Here is a 22274-nt window from a genome sequence, read left to right as displayed (position 1 = left end):
CGAACGGGTCGCGACGGACGCGACCGAGTAAGGCAAGCATAACCTTCATTCAGGGGTGGCTCTGGGGCGGGCGTTCCAATAGCCCTGCCCGTGGACGCGCTCCGGGTCGATCCCGTGGTCGGTCGTCGCGGCGCGCAGGAGGGGGATCCGGGTGCTCTCGGTCACCAGCCAGGCGGCGAAGCCGGTGCCCAGTGTCGCCGCCGACGATCCGTGTGTGCGGAGCCACTGTTCGACGCCGGCGACGAGCGCGTCTCCGCCCGCCTGCCCGGCCCGTTCATGGACCTCGACCGTGTGACGCTCGAGCAGGGGCCCGAGCAGGGCGGTGTCGGCGGGGTCGCCGAGCTCGAGGAGGACGTGGGCGCGGACGTCCTCGTCGAGGGAGCGCAGGATCCCGTGGACGGCCGGGAAGGCGGTCTCGTCGGCGGCGACGAGGACGGTCGTCGCGGTACCGGGTGCCCACTGGACGCCGTGTGCCGGCTCGCCGCGACGGACGTCCGGACCCGAGACGAGCAACCGGTCGCCCACCCGCGCCCCGAGCGCCCATCGACTGGCCGGGCCGGCCGGCTCGTGGATGAACACGTCGAGGTCGACCTCCTGCAGCGCCGGCCTGACGCGATGGGCCGTGTAGCTGCGCATCACCGGGCGGTCCGCCGGTGGGAGTGCACGCCACGCCTGCCGCCACGCGTGCTCCGGCAGGCCACCGTGGAGTCCTTCCGGGTACGCGCCGTCGTCTTCCGGCAGCAGGATCTTGATCCGCTGGTCCCGCTCGTACGGGGCGAAGTCGGCGAGCGAGGCACCGGCGAGGGTGAGACGGACGAAGCCGGGCGACAGTCGTTCCGTGCGGTACACGACGGTGTCGAACAGGATGTTCGGCGAGTGCAGGAACGGGACGGGCATCGCATCGAGTCTAGGAGGACCCGGCTCCGGCGTGCCGGGTCCTCCGTCGTTCACCCGCGGCGGACGGCGCGTGCGATCACGGCGCAGAGGGGGATGGCGACGACGGTCAGCGCGGCGGCGGCCGGGAGGAGCAGGGTCGCACCCCAGGTGCCGAGGATGATCCCGCCGACCGCCCCGCCGGTGGCGATCGAGCAGTTCCACACCGTGACGAGCGCCGACTGGGCCGCGTCAGCAGCGTTCCCGGCGACCCGCGCGATCGCCGCCTGGAACAGCACGGAGTAGGCGCCGAAGGCGAGCCCCCAGCCTGCCGCGGCGAAGAGGAGGACGACGACCGGGGGATCCCAGGCCACGACGGCGAGGCCGACGGTCCCGAGGAGGGCGGCCGTGAGGATGGTCGCCCCGAGGCGCAGGTTCGCCAGCCGTCCGGCGCCGAGCGTGCCGACGACCGACGCCACACCGAAGGTTGCGAGGAGCAACCCGAGTGGCACGGGCGTCCCGCGGGAGGACAGGACCGGTGCGAGAGAGGTGTACGCGATGTTCTGGCCGATGATGCAGACGGCGAGGGCCACGAGGATCGTCACGACCGCGGGGATGCGGAGCGCCGCACCCATGCGCCTCGAACGCCCGGGGGCGCTGCCTGCCACGCGGGGAGCGACGACGACCGCGAGGACGCCGAGGAGCGCGGTGGCGGCGGCGACGATCCCGAACACCGCGCGCCAACCGAACCCCTCACCGAGGCGGCATCGTGGTCTGAGTCGGCTGGGTCGACCGAGTCGGCTGGGTAGGCTCGGCGCATGTCACTCGATCCGTACTACCGCGACCGCCTGAGCCTCTTCGACGGGTTCTCGAACGCCGATCGCGCTGCCGCCGGCGGGACGCTCGACGAGGCGTTCCAGGAACGACTCGCAGCCTACGGTGACGACGGGCCATGGAGCCCACCGAGCGACGTGGTGATCACCGACGAGACCGTCGACGGTCCGCACGGTGCGGTCCCGATCCGGCGCTACGTCCCGGCCGACCCCAGTGGTGTCGCCCTCCTCTGGGTGCACGGCGGCGGCTTCGCGGCGGGGACGCTCGACTGGCCGGAGGCGCACGTCGTGAGCGCCGAACTGGCGGCGAGAGCGGGTGCCGAGGTCGTCTCCGTCGACTACCGGCTGGCGGACGGCACGACGCGGTACCCGGTGCCGCTCGACGACGTGCTCGCGGTCTGGGAGCAGCTCGACGACGAGCGGTCGGCCGTTCCCGGTGCGCGGACGGCCATCGGTGGGGCCAGCGCCGGAGCGGCCCTCGCGCTCGCCGCGTCACTCCGCAGCGATCGTCGCGCGGACGCCGTGCTGCTGGCCTACCCGTTCCTGCACGCCGCCGTGCCCGCCCTGCCCGCGGACGTCCTGGCTGAGATGTCGGTCCTGCCGGACTTCATGCGGTTCCCGACCGAGTCGATCGACTGGATGGTCGGGAACTACGTCGGTCGGCTGGAGGACGTGCCCGAGCTCGCCCTGCCGGGAATCGTCCCCGTGACCCCGGACCGCCCGCCGCTGTCGGTCCTGCTCTCGGAGTTCGACGACCTCCGGCCGTCGGGGGAGCTGCTCATCGCGGCGTCGGAGGCGGCCGGTGCTCCCGTGCGGAGCCGGCTCGAGTCGGGCGTCCTGCACGGCCACCTCAATCGCCATCCGGTCGCACCAGGCGTCTCCCCGTCGCTGGACTGGCTGGCCGACGGGCTGCGCGCCATGGGGAACCACACCGGCTGAGTCTTGCGTGATCCTCGTCAGCGGGCATACTGGAGTCACGCTCCGTTCCCGAACGGAGTTCGGTTTTCGCTTCCGGCTCGCCTGAGCCCGGGTGATCCCGACGCCGCCCCACTCACTGACGAGAAACGGACCACCCATGAGCGAGCACGAACCGGCGCTGCCCTACCGCGACGCGAGCCTGCCGGTGGAGGACCGGGTGGAGGACCTCCTCGCGCGGATGACCGTCGCCGAGAAGGCCGGCATGCTCTTCCAGACGATGATCGCCCCGGGCCCCATCGACGAGGCGAACCCGCACATGGGACTCGCGAGCGGCGAGCACATGATCGGCGAGCAGCTCATGTCCCACTTCAACGTCCTCGGCACCGCGCCCGACACGACGACCCTCGCCGAGTGGACCAACGCCCTGCAGGAGCGCGCGTCGCGCACGCGACTCGGCATCCCGGTCACGCTGTCGACCGACCCGCGCAACCACTTCACCGACAACGTCGGGACGGCGGCCCGTGCCGGCGCGTTCTCGCAGTGGCCCGAGACGCTCGGCCTCGCGGCGATCGGGTCGGCCGACCTCGTCGAGGCGTTCGCCGACACCGCGAGGCAGGAGTACCTCGCCGTCGGGATCCGGCTGGCGCTCCACCCGCAGGTCGACCTCGCGACCGAACCGCGCTGGTCGCGCATCGGCGGCACGTTCGGGGAGGACGCCGAGCTCAGTGCCGAACTCGTCGCCGGTTACATCCGAGGGTTCCAGGGCGCCGAACTCGGGGCGCAGTCGGTCTCGACGATGACGAAGCACTTCCCGGGTGGCGGGCCCCAGCTCGACGGGGAGGACCCGCACTTCGCCTACGGACGCGAACAGGTGTACCCCGGCGACAACTTCGACCACCACCTCATCCCGTTCCGCGCCGCGATCGCCGCCGGAGCCGCGCAGATGATGCCCTACTACGGCATGCCCGTCGGGACCGAACACGAGGAGGTCGCGTTCGCCTTCAACCACGGGATCATCACGGGGCTCCTCCGCGAGGAGCTCGGGTTCGCAGGCATCGTCTGCACCGACTGGGGGCTCGTCACCGACACGTCGATCATGGGACAGGACATGCCCGCACGGGCATGGGGCCTGGAACACCTCGACGAGCTGTCCCGGGTCGAACGCATCCTGCAGGCCGGCTGCGACCAGTTCGGCGGCGAGGCCCGACCCGAGCTCGTCGTCCAACTCGTCGAGCAGGGACGTGTCACCGAGGATCGCATCGACGCCTCGGTGCGCCGACTGCTGCGTGAGAAGTTCGTGCTCGGGCTCTTCGAGCAGCCGTACGTCGACGCGGGCGCCGCGAGCGGGATCGTCGGCCGCGCGGAATTCGTCGCAGCCGGCGAGGCCGCACAACGCCGCGCGTTCACCGTCCTGACGAACGTGGAGGAGACCCTGCCGGTGCGCTCGCCACGTCCCCGGTTGTACCTCGAGGGCGTCGATCCCGAGCTCGCGGGCGCGTACGGCGAGGTCGTCGCGGATCCGACTTCGGCGGACGTCGCCCTCGTGCGCATGCAGACGCCGTACGAACCGCGGCCCGGCGGCTTCGAGGCCATGTTCCACGCCGGATCGCTCGACATCCCGGCCGACGAGGTCGAGCGGCTGCGGGCGCTCGCGCTGACGGTGCCGACCGTGCTCGACATGCATCTCGATCGACCGGCGATCCTCACCGGGGTGGTGGACGCGGTCGCGGCGCTGGTCGCGAGCTTCGGTGGCAGTGACGCGGCGTTCCTCGACGTCGTCTTCGGCCGGGCGCTGCCGGAGGGTCGGCTGCCGTTCGATCTGCCGCGCTCGATGGCGGCCGTCGAGGCGAGTCGGTCCGACGTCCCCTACGACACCGAGGACCCGCTCTTCCGTTTCGGCCACGGCCTCACGTACCCCGCCGGTCCCTGAGCGCCCGTCCCCGGTCCCTGAGCGCCCGTCCCCGGTCCCTGAGCACTTCTTCCGGTCCCTGAGCTTGTCGAAGGGCGGTCCGGGTGCACTTCTCCCGGTCCCTGAGCACCCGTCCCCGGTCCCTGAGCCTGTCGAAGGGCGGCGTCTGCCCGCGTGCCCTTCGACAGGCTCAGGGAGCGGTTCTCCGCACTCGGGGGTCGCTTCCCCCGGTCCGTGAACGCCCCTCCCGGTCCCTGAGCACCCGTCCCCGGTCCCTGAGCTTGTCGAACGGCGGCGTCTGCCCGTGTGCCCTTCGACAGGCTCAGGGAGCGGTTCTCCGTGTGCGGTTTCTCCGTACTCGGGGGTCGCTTCCCCGGTCCGTGAATGCCCCTACGGTCCCGGAGCACCTCTTCCGGTCCCGGAGCACCTCTTCCGGTCCCTGAGCTTGTCGAAGGGCGGTCCGGGTGCAATCCTCCCGGTCCCTGAGCGCCCGTCCCCGGTCCCTGAGCTTGTCGAACGGCGGCGTCTGCCCGTGTGCCCTTCGACAGGCTCAGGGAGCGGTTCTCCGTGTGCGGTTTCTCCGTACTCGGGGGTCGCTTCCCCGGTCCGTGAACGCCCCTCCGGTCCCGGAGCACCTCTTCCGGTCCCTGAGCTTGTCGAAGGGCGGTCCGGGTGCACCTCTCCCGGTCCCCGAGCGCCCCCTTCCGGTCCCTGAGCTTGTCGAAGGGCGTCAGCGCTCGGAGCCGCGCAGCTCCAGACGTACGTCCAAGGTGTGCGTCATGGGCGGGCCCGCCTCGTCGGCGATGAGCGCCAGGAGGGTCTCCGCCGCGACGCGGCCCATGAGCGCCACGTCCTGCGCCACCACCGACACCGCCGGCGTCACGAGCGGTGCCGCCTCGAAGTCGTCGAAGCCGACGAGCGGCAGCCGGCGTCCGGCCGTCGCGAACGCCTCCATGGCCCCGATCGCTGCCCGGTTGTTCGCGGCGAACACGGCGTCGACCTCGCCCGACGCCAGGAACCCCGCCACGACCGCCGCAGCGTCCTCGACGGAGTGTGCGCCATCGGAGACGATCGGCTCGATCGGACCCGTCCCCGTCGCGCCGCCGAGATCGGCCTCGGTGAGCGCCCGGTGGTAGCCGGCGAGTCGCTCGCGCATCGTGTACAACTCGAGTGAGTCGCCGAGGAACGCGACTCGACGTGCGCCCGCGGCGAGCATGGCCGCCGTCGCACGGGTCGCTCCGCCCGCGTTGTCGGCGAGCACCGTGTGCACGTCGACCGACTCCAGCGGCCCGGTCGGTCGGTCGACGAGCACCATCGGGACGTGCACGATCGTGCTCGTCGCCCAGGCCGTGGTCGCCTGCCGTGGTGGCACGACGACGAGGCCGTCCACGCGCTGCGCGACGAGCCGGTCGACGAGGAGTCGGTGCCGGTCGGCGTCCTCCTCGGAGCTCGCGGACATCAGCAGGTAGCCGTGTTCCGTGCACACGCGCTCCACCGACCGTGCCAACACCGAGTAATAGGGGTTCGCCAGGTCACTGATGATGAGCCCGATGACCTTGCTCGACCGCCCGGGCCGGATGCTCGCGGCCGCCAGGTTGTGCCGGTAGCCGAGGGCCTCGATCGCCGCGCCGATCCGTTCCGACAGCTCCTGGTTGATGTTCGTCGCGCCGTTCACGTACCGCGACACGGTCTTCAGCCCGACCCCGGCCGCCGCGGCGACGTCGTTCATGGTCGGGGGTCGGGAGCTGCGCATGCTCACCATCCTGGCGTATGGGGGATCACGCGACCGGCTCGTCCGCCCCCGCGACACCGAAGAGCCCGCTGAGTCCGGGGCGCAGTCGGGTGATCTCGGACGCCGTCGGCCGGCGCCCGGCGATCGTCGCAGCGGCGCTCGCGCCCGCGAGTTCGGCGGCTTCCGCCGGTGCGGCACCGCGTGACATCGCGAAGAGCAGGCCGGCGGTCGACGCATCCCCGGCGCCGTTGGTCGACACGAACGCGGGTGCGGGGACGGGCGGCGCGACGAGGTCGACGTCGGCCCAGGCCTCGGCGAGCGGTGCGAGCATCCGTCCGCCCAGGCGCAGGCGGTCGACACCGGCGGCCCGGAGGAGCAGCCCGTCCTCGCCGGCCGAGATCGCCACGACGCCGGCACCCCAGGCGAGCAGCAGGTCGGCGAACGCCGCCGCTTGGGCCAGGGGCGATGCGCTGGTCCCGGCGGGCAGACGGAGTGTGCCGAGCGCCGAACGCAGGTCGTCGACGCTCGGACTCACGACGTCGGTCATCGGCAGGGTGCGCCGGAGGATCGCCTCCCAGTCCAGATGGCCGGCGGCGCTCGTGGGGTCGACGACGGCGAGGTCCATCGAGGTGGTCGCGCCCTGTCGGTGGATCCGTTCGAGCAGCTTCGCGAGGGGCGCCGCGTCGTCGGCGACGATCCCGGGGAGCAGCGGGGGATAGCCGAGGTGGACGAGGTCCGCGTCGCCGACGGCCAGGTGCTCGCCGGTGAACACCTCGTTGGCGCCCGTGTGGTGCCAGAAGGTCCGGTCGAGGCCTGCGGGCTCGACGACGACGCTGTAGGAGGTAGCGGCCCGGTCGGTGACCTCGAGTGCCGGGTGCAGTCGCTCGTGCGCGGCGATGCGCGACGCGACGATCGCACCGAGTTCATCGTCACCGACGGTCGCGTGCAGGCGGACCGTGCTCCCGAGATCGGCGAGGGCCAGGCCGGTGTTCGCGACGCAGCCGCCGAGGGAGATGCGGAGCGGGCCGGTGTCGATGAGCGCGCCCGGATCGATGCGTGCGCTCGCGCTCAGCCCTGGTGACAGGTCGACGCAGATGTGACCGGCGACGACGATCTCGCCCATGGACCCTCCGTTCTTCGCCCCGGGCCTGACCCGATGCAAGCTAGACAACGTTGTCTCAGGCCACTACTGTGACACACCGAGGGACGATTCGGAAACCCTCCCCGTCACGATCAGGAGCCGCCGCAATGTCGCTGTACCGCCTCAATCGTCTCTTCAACGCCCGATCAGGTCGCGCGCTCGACGTCGCCGTCGACCACGGGTTCTTCGGCGAGCGTTCGTTCATCACCGGCATCGAGGACATGGGCGAGGTCGTCCGCACCCTCGTCGCCGCCGGCCCGGACGCCGTCCAGCTGACCCTCGGCCAGGCCCGTCTCCTGCAGCAGGTCCCCGGCAAGGACAAGCCGGCGCTCGTCCTGCGGACGGACGTCGCGAACGTCTACGGCAACCCGCTCGATTCGATCCTCTACAGCCACCACGTGCCGCACGCGATCGAGGAGGCCGTCCGGCTCGACGCCGTCGCCGTGTGTGTCAACCTCATGCAGATCCCCGACCACCCCGAGGTCCGCGAGGCGAACATCCGCTCGATCATGGCCCTGCGCCGCGAAGCGACCCGGTACGGGATGCCGCTCATGATCGAACCGCTCGTGATGCAGGACAACACGACGGCCGGCGGGTACCAGGTCGACGGCGACATCGAGAAGATCGTCACGCTCGTCCGCCAGGCGGTCGAACTCGGCGCCGACCTCATCAAGGCCGACCCGAGCAGCGACATCACCGAGTACGCGCGCGTCGTGCAGGTCGCCGGTGACATCCCCGTCCTCGTCCGTGGCGGCGGTCGCGTCGACGACCGGACCCTGCTGGAGCGCACGGTCGCCGTTCTCGACGCGGGGGTCAGCGGCATCGTCTACGGTCGCAACATCATCCAGCACGAGCACCCGGCCGCGATCACCGCGGCACTCATGGCGGTGCTGCACGACGGCGCCGACGCCGACGCCGGCCTCGCGATCCTCGAGGCGGCTCGCGCATGAGCGCCGACCAGGTGACGTCCGACCGCGCGACGGCGGAGCGCGTCAACGTCGCGATCATCGGCGGCGGACTCATGGGGCGCGAGATCGCCGCGGCCATCCAGCGGTGGCCGGCACTCATCGACCACCCGGTGCGACCGCGACTGACGGCCATCTGCGACATCAATCCGGCGGCGCTCGACTGGTTCGACGAGATCGACACCGTCGTCACGAAGACCACGGACTACCACGAGCTGCTCGCCGACCCGTCGGTGGACGTCGTCTACGTGGCCGTGCGTCACGACCTCCACGAGCAGATCTACACCGACGTCATCCGAGCCGGGAAGGGCCTACTGGCGGAGAAGCCGTTCGGCATCGATGCAGCGGCAGCGCAGTCCGTCCTCGCGGCGATGGCCGAGCACCCGGAGAGCTTCGTCCGATGTTCGAGTGAGATGCCGTTCTTCCCGGGTGCGCAACTGGCGATCGACTACGTCCGGTCTGGAGCGCTCGGCACGATCGTCGAGGCGCGCAACAGTTTTCTGCACTCGAGCGACATCGATCGGGGCAAGCAGATCAACTGGAAGCGCCAGACGCGGTTCTGCGGTGAGGCCGGCGTGATGAACGACCTCGGCATGCACACCTGGCACGTGCCGCTGCGGCTCGGCTGGGCACCCGAGAGCGTGTACGGGGTGCTGCAGAACATCGTCACCGAGCGGCCCGGCCCCGACGGTTCGCTCGTGCCGTGCGACACCTGGGACAACGCCGTGCTGCACAGCTGGGCGACCCACGACGGTGTCCGCTTCCCGTTGACGACTGAGACGAAGCGCATCGATCCCGGGCAGAAGAACACGTGGGAGTTCGAGGCGATCGGTCTCGACGGCGGGGTGCGGTTCAGCACGAAGAACCCCAAGCTCGTCGAGGTGTTCGCGGTGCGGGACATCCCGGGTGGCGGTCGGGAGCAGGTGTGGCAGCAGCTCGACGCGGGCAGCCAGTCGGTGTGGCCGACGGTGACCGGCCCGAACTTCGAGTCCGGGTTCTCCGACACGATCCTCCAGATGTGGGCCGTGTTCCTCGCCGAGCGGCACGGCTCGCTCGGCGACCGGTTCGGGGCGGCGCGCCCCGAGGAGGCGGCGCTGACCCACGACATCTACCGAGCGGCGATCCGCTCCCACGAGGAGGGTCGCGCGATCGCGCTGTGACGTGCGCATCGGCTGGGAGGCCACCCGACCGTCTCCCAGCCGGGAGCGCGCTGGGCGGCCCCTGAGCTTGTCGAAGGGCTGTCCGCCCGCCTCTCTGGTCCCTGAGCCTGTCGAAGGGTTGTCCGCTCGCCTCTCTGGTCCCTGAGCTTGTCGAAGGGTTGTCCGCTCGCCTCTCTGGTCCCTGAGCCTGTCGAAGGGCGGTCCTTGCCGGCCCAACCGTTCGGTCCCTGAGGTTGTCGAAGGGTGGGGTCTGTTCGTGTGCCCTTCGACAGGCTCAGGGACCGGGGTCGGGGTCGGTCGTGTCTGAACGGTCAGTCCCTGTCCGCTCATTCAGCCGGTCCTTGCCGGCCCAACCGATCGGTCCCTGAGCTTGTCGAAGGGCGGGGTCAGTTCGTGTGCCTGCGACAGGCTCAGGGACCGGCCACCGGGTCCGTTCCAGGTTCTGGATCGCGCCATGCGGTGATCCGCGAGCAGCTGAGACGCGGGAGGTCGTCGAACCGCCCGTCGATCACCGCCTGCTTCTTCGCCCGGCTCCACCCCTGAAGACGTTTCTCGATGAAGAATGCGTCGTCCACGCGGTCGTACTCGGCCGACCAGACGAGTGTGACGGGCAGCCGCTCGCGGGTGTAGGTCGCTCCGAGGCCGTCCATGTGCTCGGCGATTCGTCGAGCGAGGTCGATGGTGCTGCCGGTGTAGAAGGATCCGTCGGCGCATTTGAGGATGTAGACGTGGGGCATTCGGGAAGCCTCGCAGGACCTCGATCCCGTCGGTCTGCGCTGACGTCCGACGGTGGACGCTCTCGGATCACGGGGGAGTTGTGGAGGACCGTCGCTCGCCCTGCCGCTTCGCCCGTTCGGTCCCTGAGCTTGTCGAAGGGGTGGGGTCCTGCCGTGTGCCCTTCGACAGGCTCAGGGACCGGGGTTGGAGTCGGTCGTTTCCGAACGGTCGGTCGCTGTCCGCTCGCTCGGCCGGTCCTTACCGGCAACCGATCGGTCCCTGAGCTTGTCGAAGGGGTGGGGTCCTGCCGTGTGCCCTTCGACAGGCTCAGGGACCGGGGTTGGAGTCGGTCGTTTCCGAACGGTCGGTCGCTGTCCGCTCGCTCGGCCGGTCCCTGCCGGCGCAACCGATCGGTCCCTGAGCTTGTCGAAGGGCGGGGTCAGTTCGGGTGCCTTCGACAGGCTCAGGGACCGGGGTTGGAGGCCGGTGTCGGCGGGGTGGGGGACACTCGGGAGATGCCCCACAGACGATGCGGACAACCCGGGTGCGACGCCGCGGCGCCGGTCGACGTGCCCGTCGCGCTCTGCGAGGATCACCTGGCCCTCGCCGCCGACTGGGCGGAGCGTCGTTGGGGTGTCGTCGACGCCCTGCCGTCGCCGTGCATCATGTGCGGCTCGCGGCTCGGCCGACACTACCCGTCCGCCTGGTTGTGCGCCGCGTGCGAGTGGCGGCAGGGGGAGGTGCCCGACGACGACCTCGCCCGGCCGCGGATCGACGTCGTCTACTACCTCCGCCACGGCGACCGCGTGAAGATCGGCACGACGACCAACCCACGCCAGCGGTTCGCCGCGATCTGGCACGACGAGCTACTCGCCCTCGAACGCGGCGACCGTCACGTCGAGCGTGCGCGTCACGAACAGTTCGCCCGCGAGCGCCTCGAGCGCTCCGAGTGGTTCACCGGGTCGCCTCGACTGCTCGCCCACATCGCCTCGGTCGCCCGCGACGTCGACCCCTGGGACCTCTACAGCCGATGGCTCAGCGAGGCGGCGGCGCTCCGGGGGCGATAGCCCGGCTCAGGGGGGTCGCGGCTCCAGCCCGACACGAGTCGCGCTCGACGAGGTGCACCGGGAGGACCGTGCTCCGGCGGTATCGGGCGTCGGGGCGGTCGAGTCGGTCGATGATCCGTTCCGCAGCGAGTCGGCCGAGGGCCTCCGGGTCCTGGGTGATGACCGACACCGACGGTCGCAGGAGCTCGGCCAGGGGGAAGTCTCCGAACGCGACCAGCGGGAGCGGCTGCTCGGCGAGCGCGGGCAGCAACGCCATCGTGCAGACGGCGTTCGACGAGAACAGGGCCGTCGCCCGCGAGGCGATCGCCGCCAGCGCACCCGCCGCCCCTTCGCGGGTCGCCGCACCGAGGGCGATGAGCCCCTCGTCGGCGGGCAGCCCGGCTTCGGTGAGTGCCGCCCGGTACCCGCGCAGCCGCTCGGCGGTCGTCGGCAGGGCCAGCTGGTCGCCGACGAAGGCGATCCGGCGGTGGCCATGCTCGACGAGGTGGGTCGTCGCTGCGAACGCTCCACCGAAGTCGTCCTGCGTGAAGGCGTCGGCCGTGAGGCGCCCCGGCGCGCGGTCGACGAACACGAACGGCGTCCGCGACGCCCACGCGGCCAGCGAGCTCTGGTCGTCGCCGATCGGCGCGAGCACCACTCCGGCCAGCTGGCGCCGGAGCATCGGCTCAAGGACCGCGCGCTCGCGGTCCGGGTCGTCGCCGAGGCTCGTGACGAGCGTCGACATGTCGTGATCGCGCGCCGTCCGCTCCACCGCACGCGCGATCTCGGCGAAGAACGGGTCGACGATGTCGGGGACGGCGACCCCGATCACCGACGGACGGCCCGAGCGGAACGCCGTCGCGAGGGAGTTCGGCACGTAGTCGAGCTCACGCATGATCGACTCGACCCGTTCTCGGGTCGCCGGGAGGACGTGCGGGTCGTCGTTGAAGACCCGCGAGACCGTCTTCGCGCTCACGCCGGCGGCTGCGGCGATCTGGCGCATCGTGGCCATGCTCGGGTCCCTCCCGTTCGGTCGAGCCGGATCGGGTCAGCGCGCGGTGTAGCCGCCGTCGATCGGCAGCGAGACGCCCGAGATCATGCCGGCGGCGTCGCTCAGCAGGAAGGTGATCGGGCCGGCGATGTCGTCCTCGGTGGCCCACTTGCCGAGCGGCATCGCCTCGAGGAAGGGGCCTTCGATGTCGGGCCGACCCCAGTACCAGGCGGACATCGGCGTCATCACGACGGTCGGGTTGACGGCGTTGACCCGGATGCCGTACTTGCCGAGTTCCAGGGCGGAGACCCGCGTGATGTTGTCGAGCGCGGCCTTCGACGAGCCGTAGGAGATGTGGCCGGAGAGGGCGACGAGGCTCGCCTGGCTCGAGACGTTGACGATCGCGCCGCCGCGTTCCTGGCGGATCATCTCGCGGGACGCGTACTTGGTGACGAGCAGCGACCCACGTGCGTTGATGCTGATGACCTTGTCGAACACGTCGATGTCGGTCTCCTGTGGGGAAGCGATCTCGCCGCCCCAACCGCCGGAGTTGACGACGCCCCAAATGTCGCGTCCCTCGATCGCGTCGCGGATGCTGTCCTCCGAGGTGAGGTCGAAGGGCAGCGGTTCGGCGCCCGTCTCGGCGGCGATGGCGTCGAGGTGCTCGACGTTGCGACCGGAGGCGATCACCTGCGCACCCGCTGCGACGAGGTGGCGGACGGTGGCGCCGCCGATGCCGCCGCTCGCTCCCGTGACGAGGATGGTGCGGCCGTTGAAGTCAGTCATGAGGTGGTCCGATCGACGTGATGAGGCCCGTGCGTCGGTGCACCGGGTCGGGAGCATCATAACCACGGAATGACGGTCATGTCACCCGTGACATGCATTTCTACGGCAGATGATGACACCGGTGACATCCGGTGTTGACACACGCATCCCGTGGACCTACCGTGAGTCGGGCGACGGCGCGACCGCGACCGGTCGGCTCCCAGGAGAGGTCAGGCATCACGATGAGCGGCATCACGACCACTGCCGGGGCCGGCCTCGATGGCTTCGTCGACCTCGACGGCCTCATCGATCACGCCCGTTCGCTCGCCGCCACCGGGTCCCGCCGGATCCTCGGGATCGTCGGGGCACCCGGTGCGGGCAAGTCGACCGTCAGCGACGCGATCGCCGCGGCGCTCGGCGACCAGGCCGTCATCGTCGGGATGGACGGCTTCCACCTCGACAACGCCGAGCTCGTCCGCCTCGGGCGACGCGACCGCAAGGGCGCGCCCGACACCTTCGACGTCGACGGCTACATCGCGCTGCTGTCCCGCCTCGCCCGTGCCGGACGCACCGCCGATTCACCGGGCACATCGATCTACGCACCCCGGTTCGACCGCTCGCTCGAGGCGTCGATCGGCAGTGCCGTCCTCGTCCGTCCCGAGGTGCCGCTCGTGATCACGGAGGGCAACTACCTCCTGTTCGACGACCACGGCTGGCAGGGTGTCGCCGCGCATCTCGACGAGTCCTGGTACGTCGACGTGGACGACGAGGTCCGCCGCGACCGACTCATCGCCCGACGCCTCGGTCACGGACACCCGCGCGACGAGGCCGAAGCCTGGGTGATCGGCGTCGACGAGCCGAACGCCCGCCTGGTGGACGCCACCAAGCAGCGTGCCACCCGGATCGTCACGCTCGACGCGTCGACCCCGGTGGAGACCGAATCCACCCACGGCGTCTGACCCGCCCTCAGCCGCAGCACGCTCGACCCGCAGCACCCAGCAGCCGCAGCACGCTCGACCCGCAGCACCCAGCAGCCGCAGCACGCTCGACCCGCACCACCCGGAACCCGCTCACCGACGAGAAGGCACCACATGACCCAGCTCTCCGACGCCACCCTCACCGCTCTCGACGAGCGGGTGGCCGTCCCCGCCTATGACCGCTCGGCCATCCGACCCGGCATCGTCCACTTCGGCGTCGGCGCCTTCCATCGTGCGCACGGGGCGATGTTCGTCGACCGCGTGCTCGGGCTCCCCGGCGACGAGCACGCGTCCTGGGGGCTCGTCGGCGTCGGCACCCTGCCCGGTGACGCCGCCATGCGGGACGCGCTCGGCGCTCAGGACCGGCTCTACACGCTCGTGACGACGAGTCCGGACGGCGAGGTCGAGGCGCGCGTCGTCGGGTCGATCGTCGAGTACCTGTTCGCTCCCGACGACCCGGAAGCGGTCCTCGCGCGCGTGAGCGATCCGTCCACGCGGATCGTGTCCCTCACCATCACCGAGGGCGGCTACGGGGTGAACGATGCGACCGGGGCCTTCGAGCCGAGTGACGGTGCGACGCTCGCAGACCTCGACGGGCTGCCGGCGGGGGCGCTGCCGCAGAGCCCGCTCGGGTTCATCACGGCGGCCCTCCGTGCCCGACGCGACGCCGGTGCGGTCCCCTTCACGGTCATGTCCTGCGACAACATCCAGGGCAACGGGTACGTCGCCCGGACGGCGATCCTCGCCTTCGCCGAGCGCATCGACCCGGCGCTCGCGGCCTGGATCGGTGCCGAGGTGCGGTTCCCGAACTCCATGGTGGACCGCATCACGCCGGCGACGACGGACGAGCAGCGCGCGTTCGTCTCCGAGCGGTTCGGGATCGACGACCGCTGGCCGGTGCTCTCGGAATCGTTCGAGCAGTGGGTGCTCGAAGACGACTTCTCCGACGGCCGTCCGCCGTATGAGCAGGTGGGCGTGCAACTCGTGGAGGACGTCGAGCCCTACGAGCTGATGAAGCTCCGGTTGTTGAACGCCTCCCACCAGGCGATGAGCTACCTCGGGTTGCTGGCGGGAGAGACGTACGTGCACGATGTCTGCCGCGACGAGCTGTTCTCCCGGTTCCTCCTCGGCTACATGCACGAGGAGGCGAGGCCGACGCTCGCGCCGGTGCCGGGCATCGACATCGACGCGTACTGTGCGGAGCTGATGCGCCGGTTCGGCAGCGAGGCGATCAAGGACACCTTGGCGCGGCAGATCGTCGACGCTTCGGAGCGCATCCCCAAGTTCCTGCTCCCGGTCGTCCGCGAGCAGGTGCGGATCGGTGGCGGGATCGCCCGCTCGGTGCTCGTGCTCGCGGCGTGGAGTCGGTTCATCGAGGGTGTCGGTGACGACGGGCGCGAGCTAGCGCCGGTCGACCGGCGATTGGCCGAGTTGCAGGCGGCCGTCGCGCAGGAGGCGGAGCGCCCGGGGGCGTTCCTGGACCTGGAGGTGGTGTTCGGCGACCTCGGATCGGACGTGCGACTGCGCGAGGCGTTCATCGCGGCGCGCGCGCGGCTGGCGGCCGTCGGTGCGCGGGTGGCGGTCGAGGAGCTCGTCGCCGCGGGGTGAGCCTGCGGCGGCCGTGTGCCGCGTCGTCGGCCCGTCGACCGGTTGAGGAGCGGGTGCGTTCGGTCGCTGACCGGTTCCCGTGTCCGAGGCAGGGTGGTTCCCGTGTCGGTCCCTGAGCTTGTCGAAGGGCGGGCATGACGGCTGTTCGTGTGCCCTTCGACAGGCTCAGGGACCGGGATGGCTGGGTTGTCGGATACGGCGTCGTTCCCTGAGTGTGTCTGGGTTTGCGGGGTTCCCGTGTCGGTCCCTGAGCTTGTCGAGGGGCGGGTATGACGGCTGTTCGTGTGCCCTTCGACAGGCTCAGGGACCGGGATGGCTGGGTTGTCGGATACGGCGTCGTTCCCTGAGCGTGTCCGAGGCAGGGTGGTTCCCGTGTCGGTCCCTGAGCTTGTCGAAGGGCAGGTATGACGGTTCCTCGTGGGCCCTTCGACAGGCTCAGGGACCGGGATGGCTGGGTTGTCGAATACGGGGTCGTTCCCTGAGCGTGTCTGGGTCTGCTGGGTCCCTTTTTCGGTCCCTGAGCTTGTCGAAGGGCAGGTTCAACAGCTGTTCGTGTGCCCTTCGACAGGCTCAGGGACCGGGATGGCTGGGTTGTCGGATACGGCGTCGTTCCCAGAGTGTGTCTGGGTCTGCTGGGTCCCTTTTTCGGTCCCTGAGCTTGTCGAAGGGCAGGTTCAACGGCTGTTCGTGTGCCCTTCGACAGGCTCAGGGACCGGGATGGCTGGGTTGTCGGATACGGCGTCGTTCCCTGAGTGTGTCTGGGTTTGCGGGGTTCCCGTTTCGGTCCCTGAGCTTGTCGGAGGGCGGCGTTTGGGCGTGCGGGTGCCCGGGTTCAGGCGGCGAGGTGGATGCGGCCGCCGCGGATGGGGGTTTGGTGGCGGTCGATGTGGCTGGGTGGGATGAACCAGGGGATGCCGTTTTGGATGGTGATGGTCCAGTGGTCGTCGTGGATGCGGTGGTGGTGGAAGGGGCAGAGGAGTACCCCGTTGTCGAGGTTGGTGGGTCCGCCTTGGGACCACCAGGTGATGTGGTGGGCTTCGGTGAAGGAGGGTGGGTGGGTGCAGCCGGTCCAGGCGCAGCCGCCGTCGCGTTCGGCGAGGGCGAGTTTCTGTCCGCGCGTGAACAGTCGTGTGCTGGTGCCGAGGTCGAGGACCTGGGAGGGGCCGCGGAGCACCGCGGGGATGAGGTTGGCGTCGGCGGCGAGGCGGCGGAGGGCGCCGACTCCGATGGGTTCGTCGATGCCGTCGATGGTGGCGATTCCGAGACCGGTTTCGAGGGTGTCGTGGTCGGTGCGGATGACGACGGTGACGGGGGTGAGTTCGGTGGCGGCGCTGCTGCAGCCGGCCAGGTGGCGGAAGGTCTCGGTGAGGGCGATGGCGCGTCGGCGGTCGGTGGGGATGAGCGTGTGCCCGTCGGGCATGGGGTGACCGGATCCGTCGGGTTGGTCGGCAGGGTCGGCCATGTCGGGGTGGACGAAGTGGGGTTTGCGGGTGGTGGCGCGGATGAGGGCGTCGAGGCCGGCGCGGATGAAGGCGGCGCTTTCGGGGGCGAGTTCGGCGCGGAGGAGGGTCATGCCGGTGGGGAGTTCGTGGATGGTGCAGCGTTCTGCTCGGCGGAGGAGTTCGTCGCGGGGTTCGCGGCCGTCTTGGTCGAGGCGGGTGCGGACGAGTTTGGCGATGCGGGTGACGTCCTGCAGGGGCGCATGTCCGGCGTGCTCGACCGCGATGACCGACGCCGCCTCCAGTTCGCCCCTGCTGCAGATGCGGCCGGCGTTGCGGAGCTCCCGGACGATGACCGCGGCCCCGTCGACGCTGAGGGGGGAGCGTGGTGTGCCGAGTGCGCCGTGGTCGTGTGGGTCATCTTCCGCCGTGGCGGAGTGGGGATCGGTGGGTGGTTGGGTTGCGGCGTCGAGATCGCGGATCGGTTCGGCGTCGTCGTGGGGTTCGGGTGGCGGTTCGAGGGTGGCGGCGATCGCGGGGAACGGGCATTCCTCCAACTCGCCGAGCAGCCCGCGGGGCTGCGTGATGGCAGCCCCGACCTCGGCGATCGCTGCGCCACGGGCGCGGGAGACCCGCCACCGCTCGGACACCATGACGCCCGGGTTGGCGTAACCGGCAGCGCGGACCAGGGTGCCGTCGCGGCCACTGGGCGACGGCCGCAACGCGATCGCACCGGTGACGCGGGCGGCGAGGACCTCGACCGCATGCTGCACGGAGCCGAGTTCGTCGAGGACACGGAGGATGGCCTCATCGTTCAGGTTCTCGAGCTGCTCCGCGACACCAGAGCCGGGACGGATCGCGTCGAGCGCACCCTTCCACACGGCATCGAACCCCGCCGCGGCGGCGGCGAGCGGGTTCGGTGCGGTGCTGGTCATGGTTTCATCCAAACACGGACCACCGACATTGGAACGGGCACTGAATAAGCCCCTGATCTGGGTATTTGTCCGACACGTGGAGTCCACTCGTGGGCCCTTCGACAAGCTCAGGGAGCGGGTGTCCTCGGCGGTCGAGGTGCGGAGGGCGGGCCTGCCCGTGGGTCCTTCGACAAGCTCAGGGACCAGGTTTCAGCGACGATCGTGGCGTGGTGGGGAGGTTGCTCGCGGGCCCTTCGACAAGCTCAGGGAACGAGTTTCGGAGGGCGTCGCGGTCCGGCGGCGAGGTTGCTCGGAGGCCCTTCGACAGGCTCGGGGAGCGAGTCTCCGCGGGCGCCGACGAGCGAGCCCTTCGACGGGCTCAGGGGCCGGGTCTCCGCGGGTGCCGACGAGTGGGCCCTCCGACAGGCTCAGGGAGCGAGTCCCCGTGGGTGCCGAAGAACGCTGCGGCCCTCCGGCAGGCCCATGGAACGGTGCGCCGCTCAGCCGAGCGAAGCCGGGAAGAGCCGGAACCCGCCCTCGACGACCGGCTCGAGCCGCAGTTGGAAGAGGCCGTCGATCACGAGGTCCGCATCGAGTTCGTGCGCCTCGTGCGTCCCCGCGATGCCGACCGTCCAGCAGCCGGCGGCGCGCGCTGCGGCGAGCCCGGCCGGTGCGTCCTCGAACACGACGCACTGCTGCGACTCCATGCCCAGCCGGGTGCGTCCGAGCAGGAACGGTTCGGGGTCCGGCTTGCCCTTCGTGACGTCGTCGAAGGTCACGACGACCTCTGGCCGCACGAGCCCGGCGGCGGCGATCCGGTTGCCGGCGATGAGCCTCGTGCCACTCGTGACGATCGCCTTCGCGTCGTCGCCGAGCGCCGCCAGTGCCTCCGCCGCCCCCGGGAGCGCGATGACGTCGGCGACCTCGTCGGCCTCGATCTCGATGATCCGTGCGAGTGCTTCGGCGACCTGCTCGGGCGGGAAGATCCCGGCGAGCACCTGGGCGGCGGGCTGGCCGTGTCCCGCGGCGAGCAGGTCGCCCTCGAGACCGTATTCGCGGGCGAGCTGCGCCCATGACCGGTTCACGGCCGGCGTCGAGTCGATGAGGGTCCCGTCGAGGTCGAAGAGTCCGGCGGCGAAGACCTGGTCGAAGATCGGTGCGGAGGCTTCGATGGTCCGTCCGAGACCGAGCGCGCGTTGGACGGCGGCGAGCTGCTGCGAGGTGGACAACGCCGCTTCGATCGACAGGTGCTCGATGGCGGGTGGGGTGTCGGTCGACGGGTCCACGATGTGCGTGTCCCGTTCGGCACCGCGTTCGGCCCGGCGGGCTGCGAGCGTGGCGGCGTCGGCGTGGAGCCAGACGACCTTCGGGACGGTCCCGGCAGCCTCGACGAGCGCGTCCCATTCGTCGCCGCCACGGAGCTCCGCGGTGAAGGGGGCCACGAGTACCGCGCCGACGCCACTGTCGCGTTGATCGGCGAGGACCGCTCGGAGGGCCGCGTACCGAGCCGGGCGCATGGTCGGGCGCAGCTTGGCGTCGTTCCAGTGGAGCGGTTCGGCGCCATCTGGATCGCTCACCGCACCGAGACCGTCGAGCAACGGATTGGTGATGGTGTCGAGGTCGAGGAGCGGGAGTCGGAGGGCCCTGGCGAGCTCACGTCCGAGGGTGGTCTTGCCGCTTCCGGCTGCTCCTGCGACGACGACGATCACGCTGACTCCTCGATGATTCCGGGGTGGCGACCCACATCCGAGGGGTCTGAACGCCTCTTCGATGCGAGTTCCAAATGAATTTGATCTCTTTCAGACAACGTTGCTTGACAACGTTGTCGGTCTGCGGTCAGTATAGGCGCACGAAGGAACGACGGGGTTCTGCAGCTGCACCACCCCGACCGATGACAACGCTGTCAGGAGGTGGAGCCCATGGGCACCTGCAACCCCGCGATCACCGCGACCAGTCCGATCCGGACACGTGCGCACGTCCCGTCGCTCCGGACCGGCTGCGACGTCCGACCCGTTCCGCTTCCCGTCAGGGGGGCCCGCTGATGCGGCCGCCCGGGATCAAAGATGTGGCTGCGCAGTCCGGCGTCAGCATCAAGACCGTCTCGCGGGTGGTGAACGGCGAAGCGTCCGTGCACCCCGAGACCCGAAGCCGCGTGCTCGAGGCGATCGATCGCCTCGGGTACGTGCCCAACACGGCCGCCCGCTCCCTGAAGTCCGGCACCGGCGGCGCGATCGGCGTCCTCATCGATTCGCTGGCCGACCCGTTCTTCGCCTCGCTCGTGAGCGCCATCGAGGCCCGCGCGCTCAAGGAGGGCCTCAGCGTCCTCGTGGCGAGCACCGGGCTCGACGAGGGGCGCGAGCGCGACCAGCTCACCGGGTTCATCGCCGGCCACCAGGTCGCCGGCGTCATCATCGCCCCGGTCGCCGCGGAACTGCCCTACCTCGAGGCGTTCCGGAACGTGACGCCCGTCGTCGCCGTCGACCGTCCGCTCGCCGCCTTCGACAGCGTCGTGGTCGACGACTACGCCGCCACCCAGCTCGCGATCCGCCAGTTCGTCGAGCTCGGCCACACCCGCATCGCCTTCTACGACCGGGACGAACGCTTCCTCACCATCCGTCGGCGCTACCAGGGCTACACCGACGTCCTCGCCGAGGCCGGCATCGACCTCGACCCGTCGCTCGTCTCCTGGACCATCGACGGCTCGCTCGACTACGCCGCCGAGACGGAGCGCCTGCTCGGACTCGACGACCCGCCCACCGCCTTCTTCGCGTCGAACGCGAAGGCGGCGATCGGCCTGACGACCTCCCTGCACCGCATCGGGCGTGAGGGGACGGCGCACATCGCGTTCGGCGACTTCACCCTCGCCGACGTCCTGCGACCGGCCGTCAGCTGCATCAACCAGGATCCGTTCGTCATCGGTACCGCCGCGATCGAGCGACTCCTCGAACTGCGCGAATCACCGGCCGATGAGCCGCGCGAGTGGGTCGTCCCGACCTCGCTGGTGTCGCGTGGTTCCGGAGAGATCCCCGGCCCGTCACAGCGTCACACCGTGGACGCGCGCACCGCGTCCACCACGAGCATGGTCGGAGGACCAGCAGCATGAGCACGACCCAGCCCACGAGGCTCGCCCAGCCGACGCGACTCGCGCCGAACCTCATCGAGCACTTCTACCGCGGCGGTGACCGCATCGCCAGCCTGCGCGGCATCGAGCAGCAGAGCGAGTTCCAGCCGGAGGAGTGGCTCGGGGCGACCGTGAGCCGCGCCGACCAGGAGCCCGGCGGCGCCATCGGCCTCGCCCGCACCGTCGACGGCGTCCTCCTCCGCGACCTCGTCGCGGCCGACCCTGCGCAGTGGACCGGAGCGGGACCGGACCACGGCACCGACGCCGCCGACACGGGCATCCTCGTCAAGCTGCTCGACGCGCGTCAGCGACTCCCCGTCCACGTCCACCCGGACCGGGCGTTCGCCGCCTCCCACCTCGACTGCTCCTACGGCAAGACGGAGGCCTGGTTCATCCTCGACGCCGAGCCCGGTTCGGCCGTCCACCTCGGATGGAGCGAGGACGTGGACCCCGACGAACTCGACCGCCGTCGCGACGCCCAGGACAGCGAGTGGATGCTGTCGCACATGAACCGGATCGTCGTCCAGCGTGGCATGGGCATCCTCGTCCCGGCCGGCACGGCGCACGCGATCGACGGCGGCATCTTCCTCGCGGAGGTGCAGGAACCGACCGACCTCTCCATCCTCCTCGAGTGGTCGGTCACGACCTCGACGCGCGACGAGTCCCACCTCGGCCTCGGATTCGAGACCGTGATGGGCGCGGTGTCGACGCAGGCACTCCCGCAGTCCGAGATCGAACACCTCGTCGTGCTGCACGACCTCGACGCCCGGACGGACGCGCCGGTGTCGTTGTTGCCCGCGGACGCCGACCCCTACTTCCAGCTCTTCGCCGTGGCGCCCGGCACCGACGGCAGCGCACCCGTGGACGCCGGCTTCTCGGTGGCCCTCGCGCTCACCGGCGCAGGCGCACTGGTCTCTGAGACCGGCGCCGAGGCCGTCGAGTTCTCCGCCGGAGAGGTCTTCGCCGTCCCGGCCGGGTTCGGGCGCTGGACCGTCAGCGGCTCGGGCACCGTGCTCGCCGCCGGCCCCGGTGCGGGCTGGCCGGCGACCCTCGCATCGGGAGGCATCCGATGACGCCACCCCTCGACGCAGGACCCACGATCACGCAGCAGCTCACCACACACCACCGCCCCGAACGGCGGTACGACAGCCACCACACGCCGGAC

At 70.7% G+C, this 22274-nt stretch carries 17 protein-coding genes and 1 pseudogene; 9 read left to right on the top strand and 9 right to left on the bottom strand.

What is annotated here, in order from left to right:
• Positions 1–45: 45 nt before the first annotated feature.
• Positions 46–897: a siderophore-interacting protein gene (locus B9Y95_RS13090; protein ID WP_085512303.1), complete on the bottom strand. Its 852-nt coding sequence runs from the start codon at positions 895–897 to the stop codon at positions 46–48.
• Positions 898–947: 50 nt separating this feature from the next.
• A pseudogene (locus B9Y95_RS13085) lies at positions 948–1619 on the bottom strand (MFS transporter); the annotation flags it as partial.
• Positions 1620–1691: 72 nt separating this feature from the next.
• Here B9Y95_RS13085 and B9Y95_RS13080 point away from each other — a divergent pair.
• Together B9Y95_RS13080 and B9Y95_RS13075 are read left to right on the top strand one after the other, a co-directional pair.
• Positions 1692–2645: an alpha/beta hydrolase gene (locus B9Y95_RS13080; protein ID WP_085512301.1), complete on the top strand. Its 954-nt coding sequence runs from the start codon at positions 1692–1694 to the stop codon at positions 2643–2645.
• A 136-nt stretch (positions 2646–2781) separates the two neighbouring features.
• Entirely contained in the window at positions 2782–4554 is a 1773-nt protein-coding gene (locus B9Y95_RS13075; protein WP_085512300.1) for a glycoside hydrolase family 3 protein, read from the top strand.
• 709 nt (positions 4555–5263) lie between these two features.
• Here the strand turns inward: B9Y95_RS13075 and B9Y95_RS13070 are convergent.
• Together B9Y95_RS13070 and B9Y95_RS13065 are read right to left on the bottom strand one after the other, a co-directional pair.
• On the bottom strand, positions 5264–6286 hold the full coding sequence (locus B9Y95_RS13070; RefSeq protein WP_085512878.1) for a LacI family DNA-binding transcriptional regulator: 1023 nt from the start codon (positions 6284–6286) through the stop codon (positions 5264–5266).
• A 25-nt stretch (positions 6287–6311) separates the two neighbouring features.
• Entirely contained in the window at positions 6312–7388 is a 1077-nt protein-coding gene (locus tag B9Y95_RS13065) for a carbohydrate kinase family protein (protein WP_085512299.1), read from the bottom strand.
• A 125-nt stretch (positions 7389–7513) separates the two neighbouring features.
• Here B9Y95_RS13065 and B9Y95_RS13060 point away from each other — a divergent pair, with 125 nt between their 5' ends.
• Positions 7514–8356: a class I fructose-bisphosphate aldolase gene (locus B9Y95_RS13060; RefSeq protein ID WP_085512298.1), complete on the top strand. Its 843-nt coding sequence runs from the start codon at positions 7514–7516 to the stop codon at positions 8354–8356.
• Positions 8353–9531 (top strand): Gfo/Idh/MocA family protein, encoded by a 1179-nt coding sequence (locus B9Y95_RS13055; RefSeq protein ID WP_085512297.1) that lies wholly within the window; start codon positions 8353–8355, stop codon positions 9529–9531. The genes B9Y95_RS13060 and B9Y95_RS13055 overlap by 4 nt, the downstream gene beginning before the upstream one ends.
• A 410-nt stretch (positions 9532–9941) precedes the next feature.
• Here the strand turns inward: B9Y95_RS13055 and B9Y95_RS13050 are convergent, their stop codons facing one another.
• Positions 9942–10268 carry a GIY-YIG nuclease family protein gene (locus tag B9Y95_RS13050; protein ID WP_085512296.1) on the bottom strand — a complete coding sequence of 109 codons (327 nt, stop codon included), beginning with the start codon at positions 10266–10268 and terminating at the stop codon, positions 9942–9944.
• Between the two features lie 495 nt (positions 10269–10763).
• On the opposite strand from B9Y95_RS13050, the gene B9Y95_RS13045 reads away from it, so the two are divergent.
• Positions 10764–11315, top strand: coding sequence for a GIY-YIG nuclease family protein (locus tag B9Y95_RS13045; RefSeq protein WP_085512295.1), 552 nt, complete (start codon positions 10764–10766; stop codon positions 11313–11315).
• Here the strand turns inward: B9Y95_RS13045 and B9Y95_RS13040 are convergent.
• On the bottom strand, positions 11284–12306 hold the full coding sequence (locus B9Y95_RS13040; RefSeq protein WP_085512294.1) for a LacI family DNA-binding transcriptional regulator: 1023 nt from the start codon (positions 12304–12306) through the stop codon (positions 11284–11286). The two genes, B9Y95_RS13045 and B9Y95_RS13040, sit on opposite strands and share 32 nt — an antisense overlap.
• A gap of 36 nt (positions 12307–12342) precedes the next feature.
• The gene (locus B9Y95_RS13035; RefSeq protein ID WP_064296395.1) at positions 12343–13071 is read right to left on the bottom strand and encodes an SDR family oxidoreductase; all 729 of its coding nucleotides are present in this window, start codon (positions 13069–13071) and stop codon (positions 12343–12345) included.
• A gap of 221 nt (positions 13072–13292) precedes the next feature.
• Here B9Y95_RS13035 and B9Y95_RS13030 point away from each other — a divergent pair, with 221 nt between their 5' ends.
• Positions 13293–14009, top strand: coding sequence for a nucleoside/nucleotide kinase family protein (locus B9Y95_RS13030; protein ID WP_085512293.1), 717 nt, complete (start codon positions 13293–13295; stop codon positions 14007–14009).
• 132 nt (positions 14010–14141) lie between these two features.
• Entirely contained in the window at positions 14142–15635 is a 1494-nt protein-coding gene (locus tag B9Y95_RS13025; protein ID WP_085512292.1) for a mannitol dehydrogenase family protein, read from the top strand.
• A gap of 832 nt (positions 15636–16467) precedes the next feature.
• Here the strand turns inward: B9Y95_RS13025 and B9Y95_RS13020 are convergent.
• Positions 16468–18009, bottom strand: a complete 1542-nt coding sequence (locus B9Y95_RS13020; protein WP_085512291.1) for an HNH endonuclease signature motif containing protein — start codon at positions 18007–18009, stop codon at positions 16468–16470.
• 479 nt (positions 18010–18488) lie between these two features.
• Positions 18489–19697, bottom strand: coding sequence for an HAD-IA family hydrolase (locus B9Y95_RS13015; RefSeq protein WP_085512290.1), 1209 nt, complete (start codon positions 19695–19697; stop codon positions 18489–18491).
• Positions 19698–20053: 356 nt separating this feature from the next.
• Between B9Y95_RS13015 and B9Y95_RS13010 the strand changes: the two genes are divergently transcribed.
• The gene (locus B9Y95_RS13010) at positions 20054–21091 is read left to right on the top strand and encodes a LacI family DNA-binding transcriptional regulator (RefSeq protein ID WP_159453407.1); all 1038 of its coding nucleotides are present in this window, start codon (positions 20054–20056) and stop codon (positions 21089–21091) included.
• Complete coding sequence (locus B9Y95_RS13005) at positions 21088–22182, top strand: class I mannose-6-phosphate isomerase (RefSeq protein WP_085512288.1); 1095 nt, start codon at positions 21088–21090, stop codon at positions 22180–22182. The genes B9Y95_RS13010 and B9Y95_RS13005 overlap by 4 nt, the downstream gene beginning before the upstream one ends.
• The last annotated feature ends 92 nt before the right edge of the window (positions 22183–22274 follow it).

Source organism: Plantibacter flavus, assembly GCF_900177615.1.
GTDB lineage: Bacteria > Actinomycetota > Actinomycetes > Actinomycetales > Microbacteriaceae > Plantibacter > Plantibacter flavus.
This window is presented reverse-complemented; position numbering and strand designations above follow the sequence as displayed.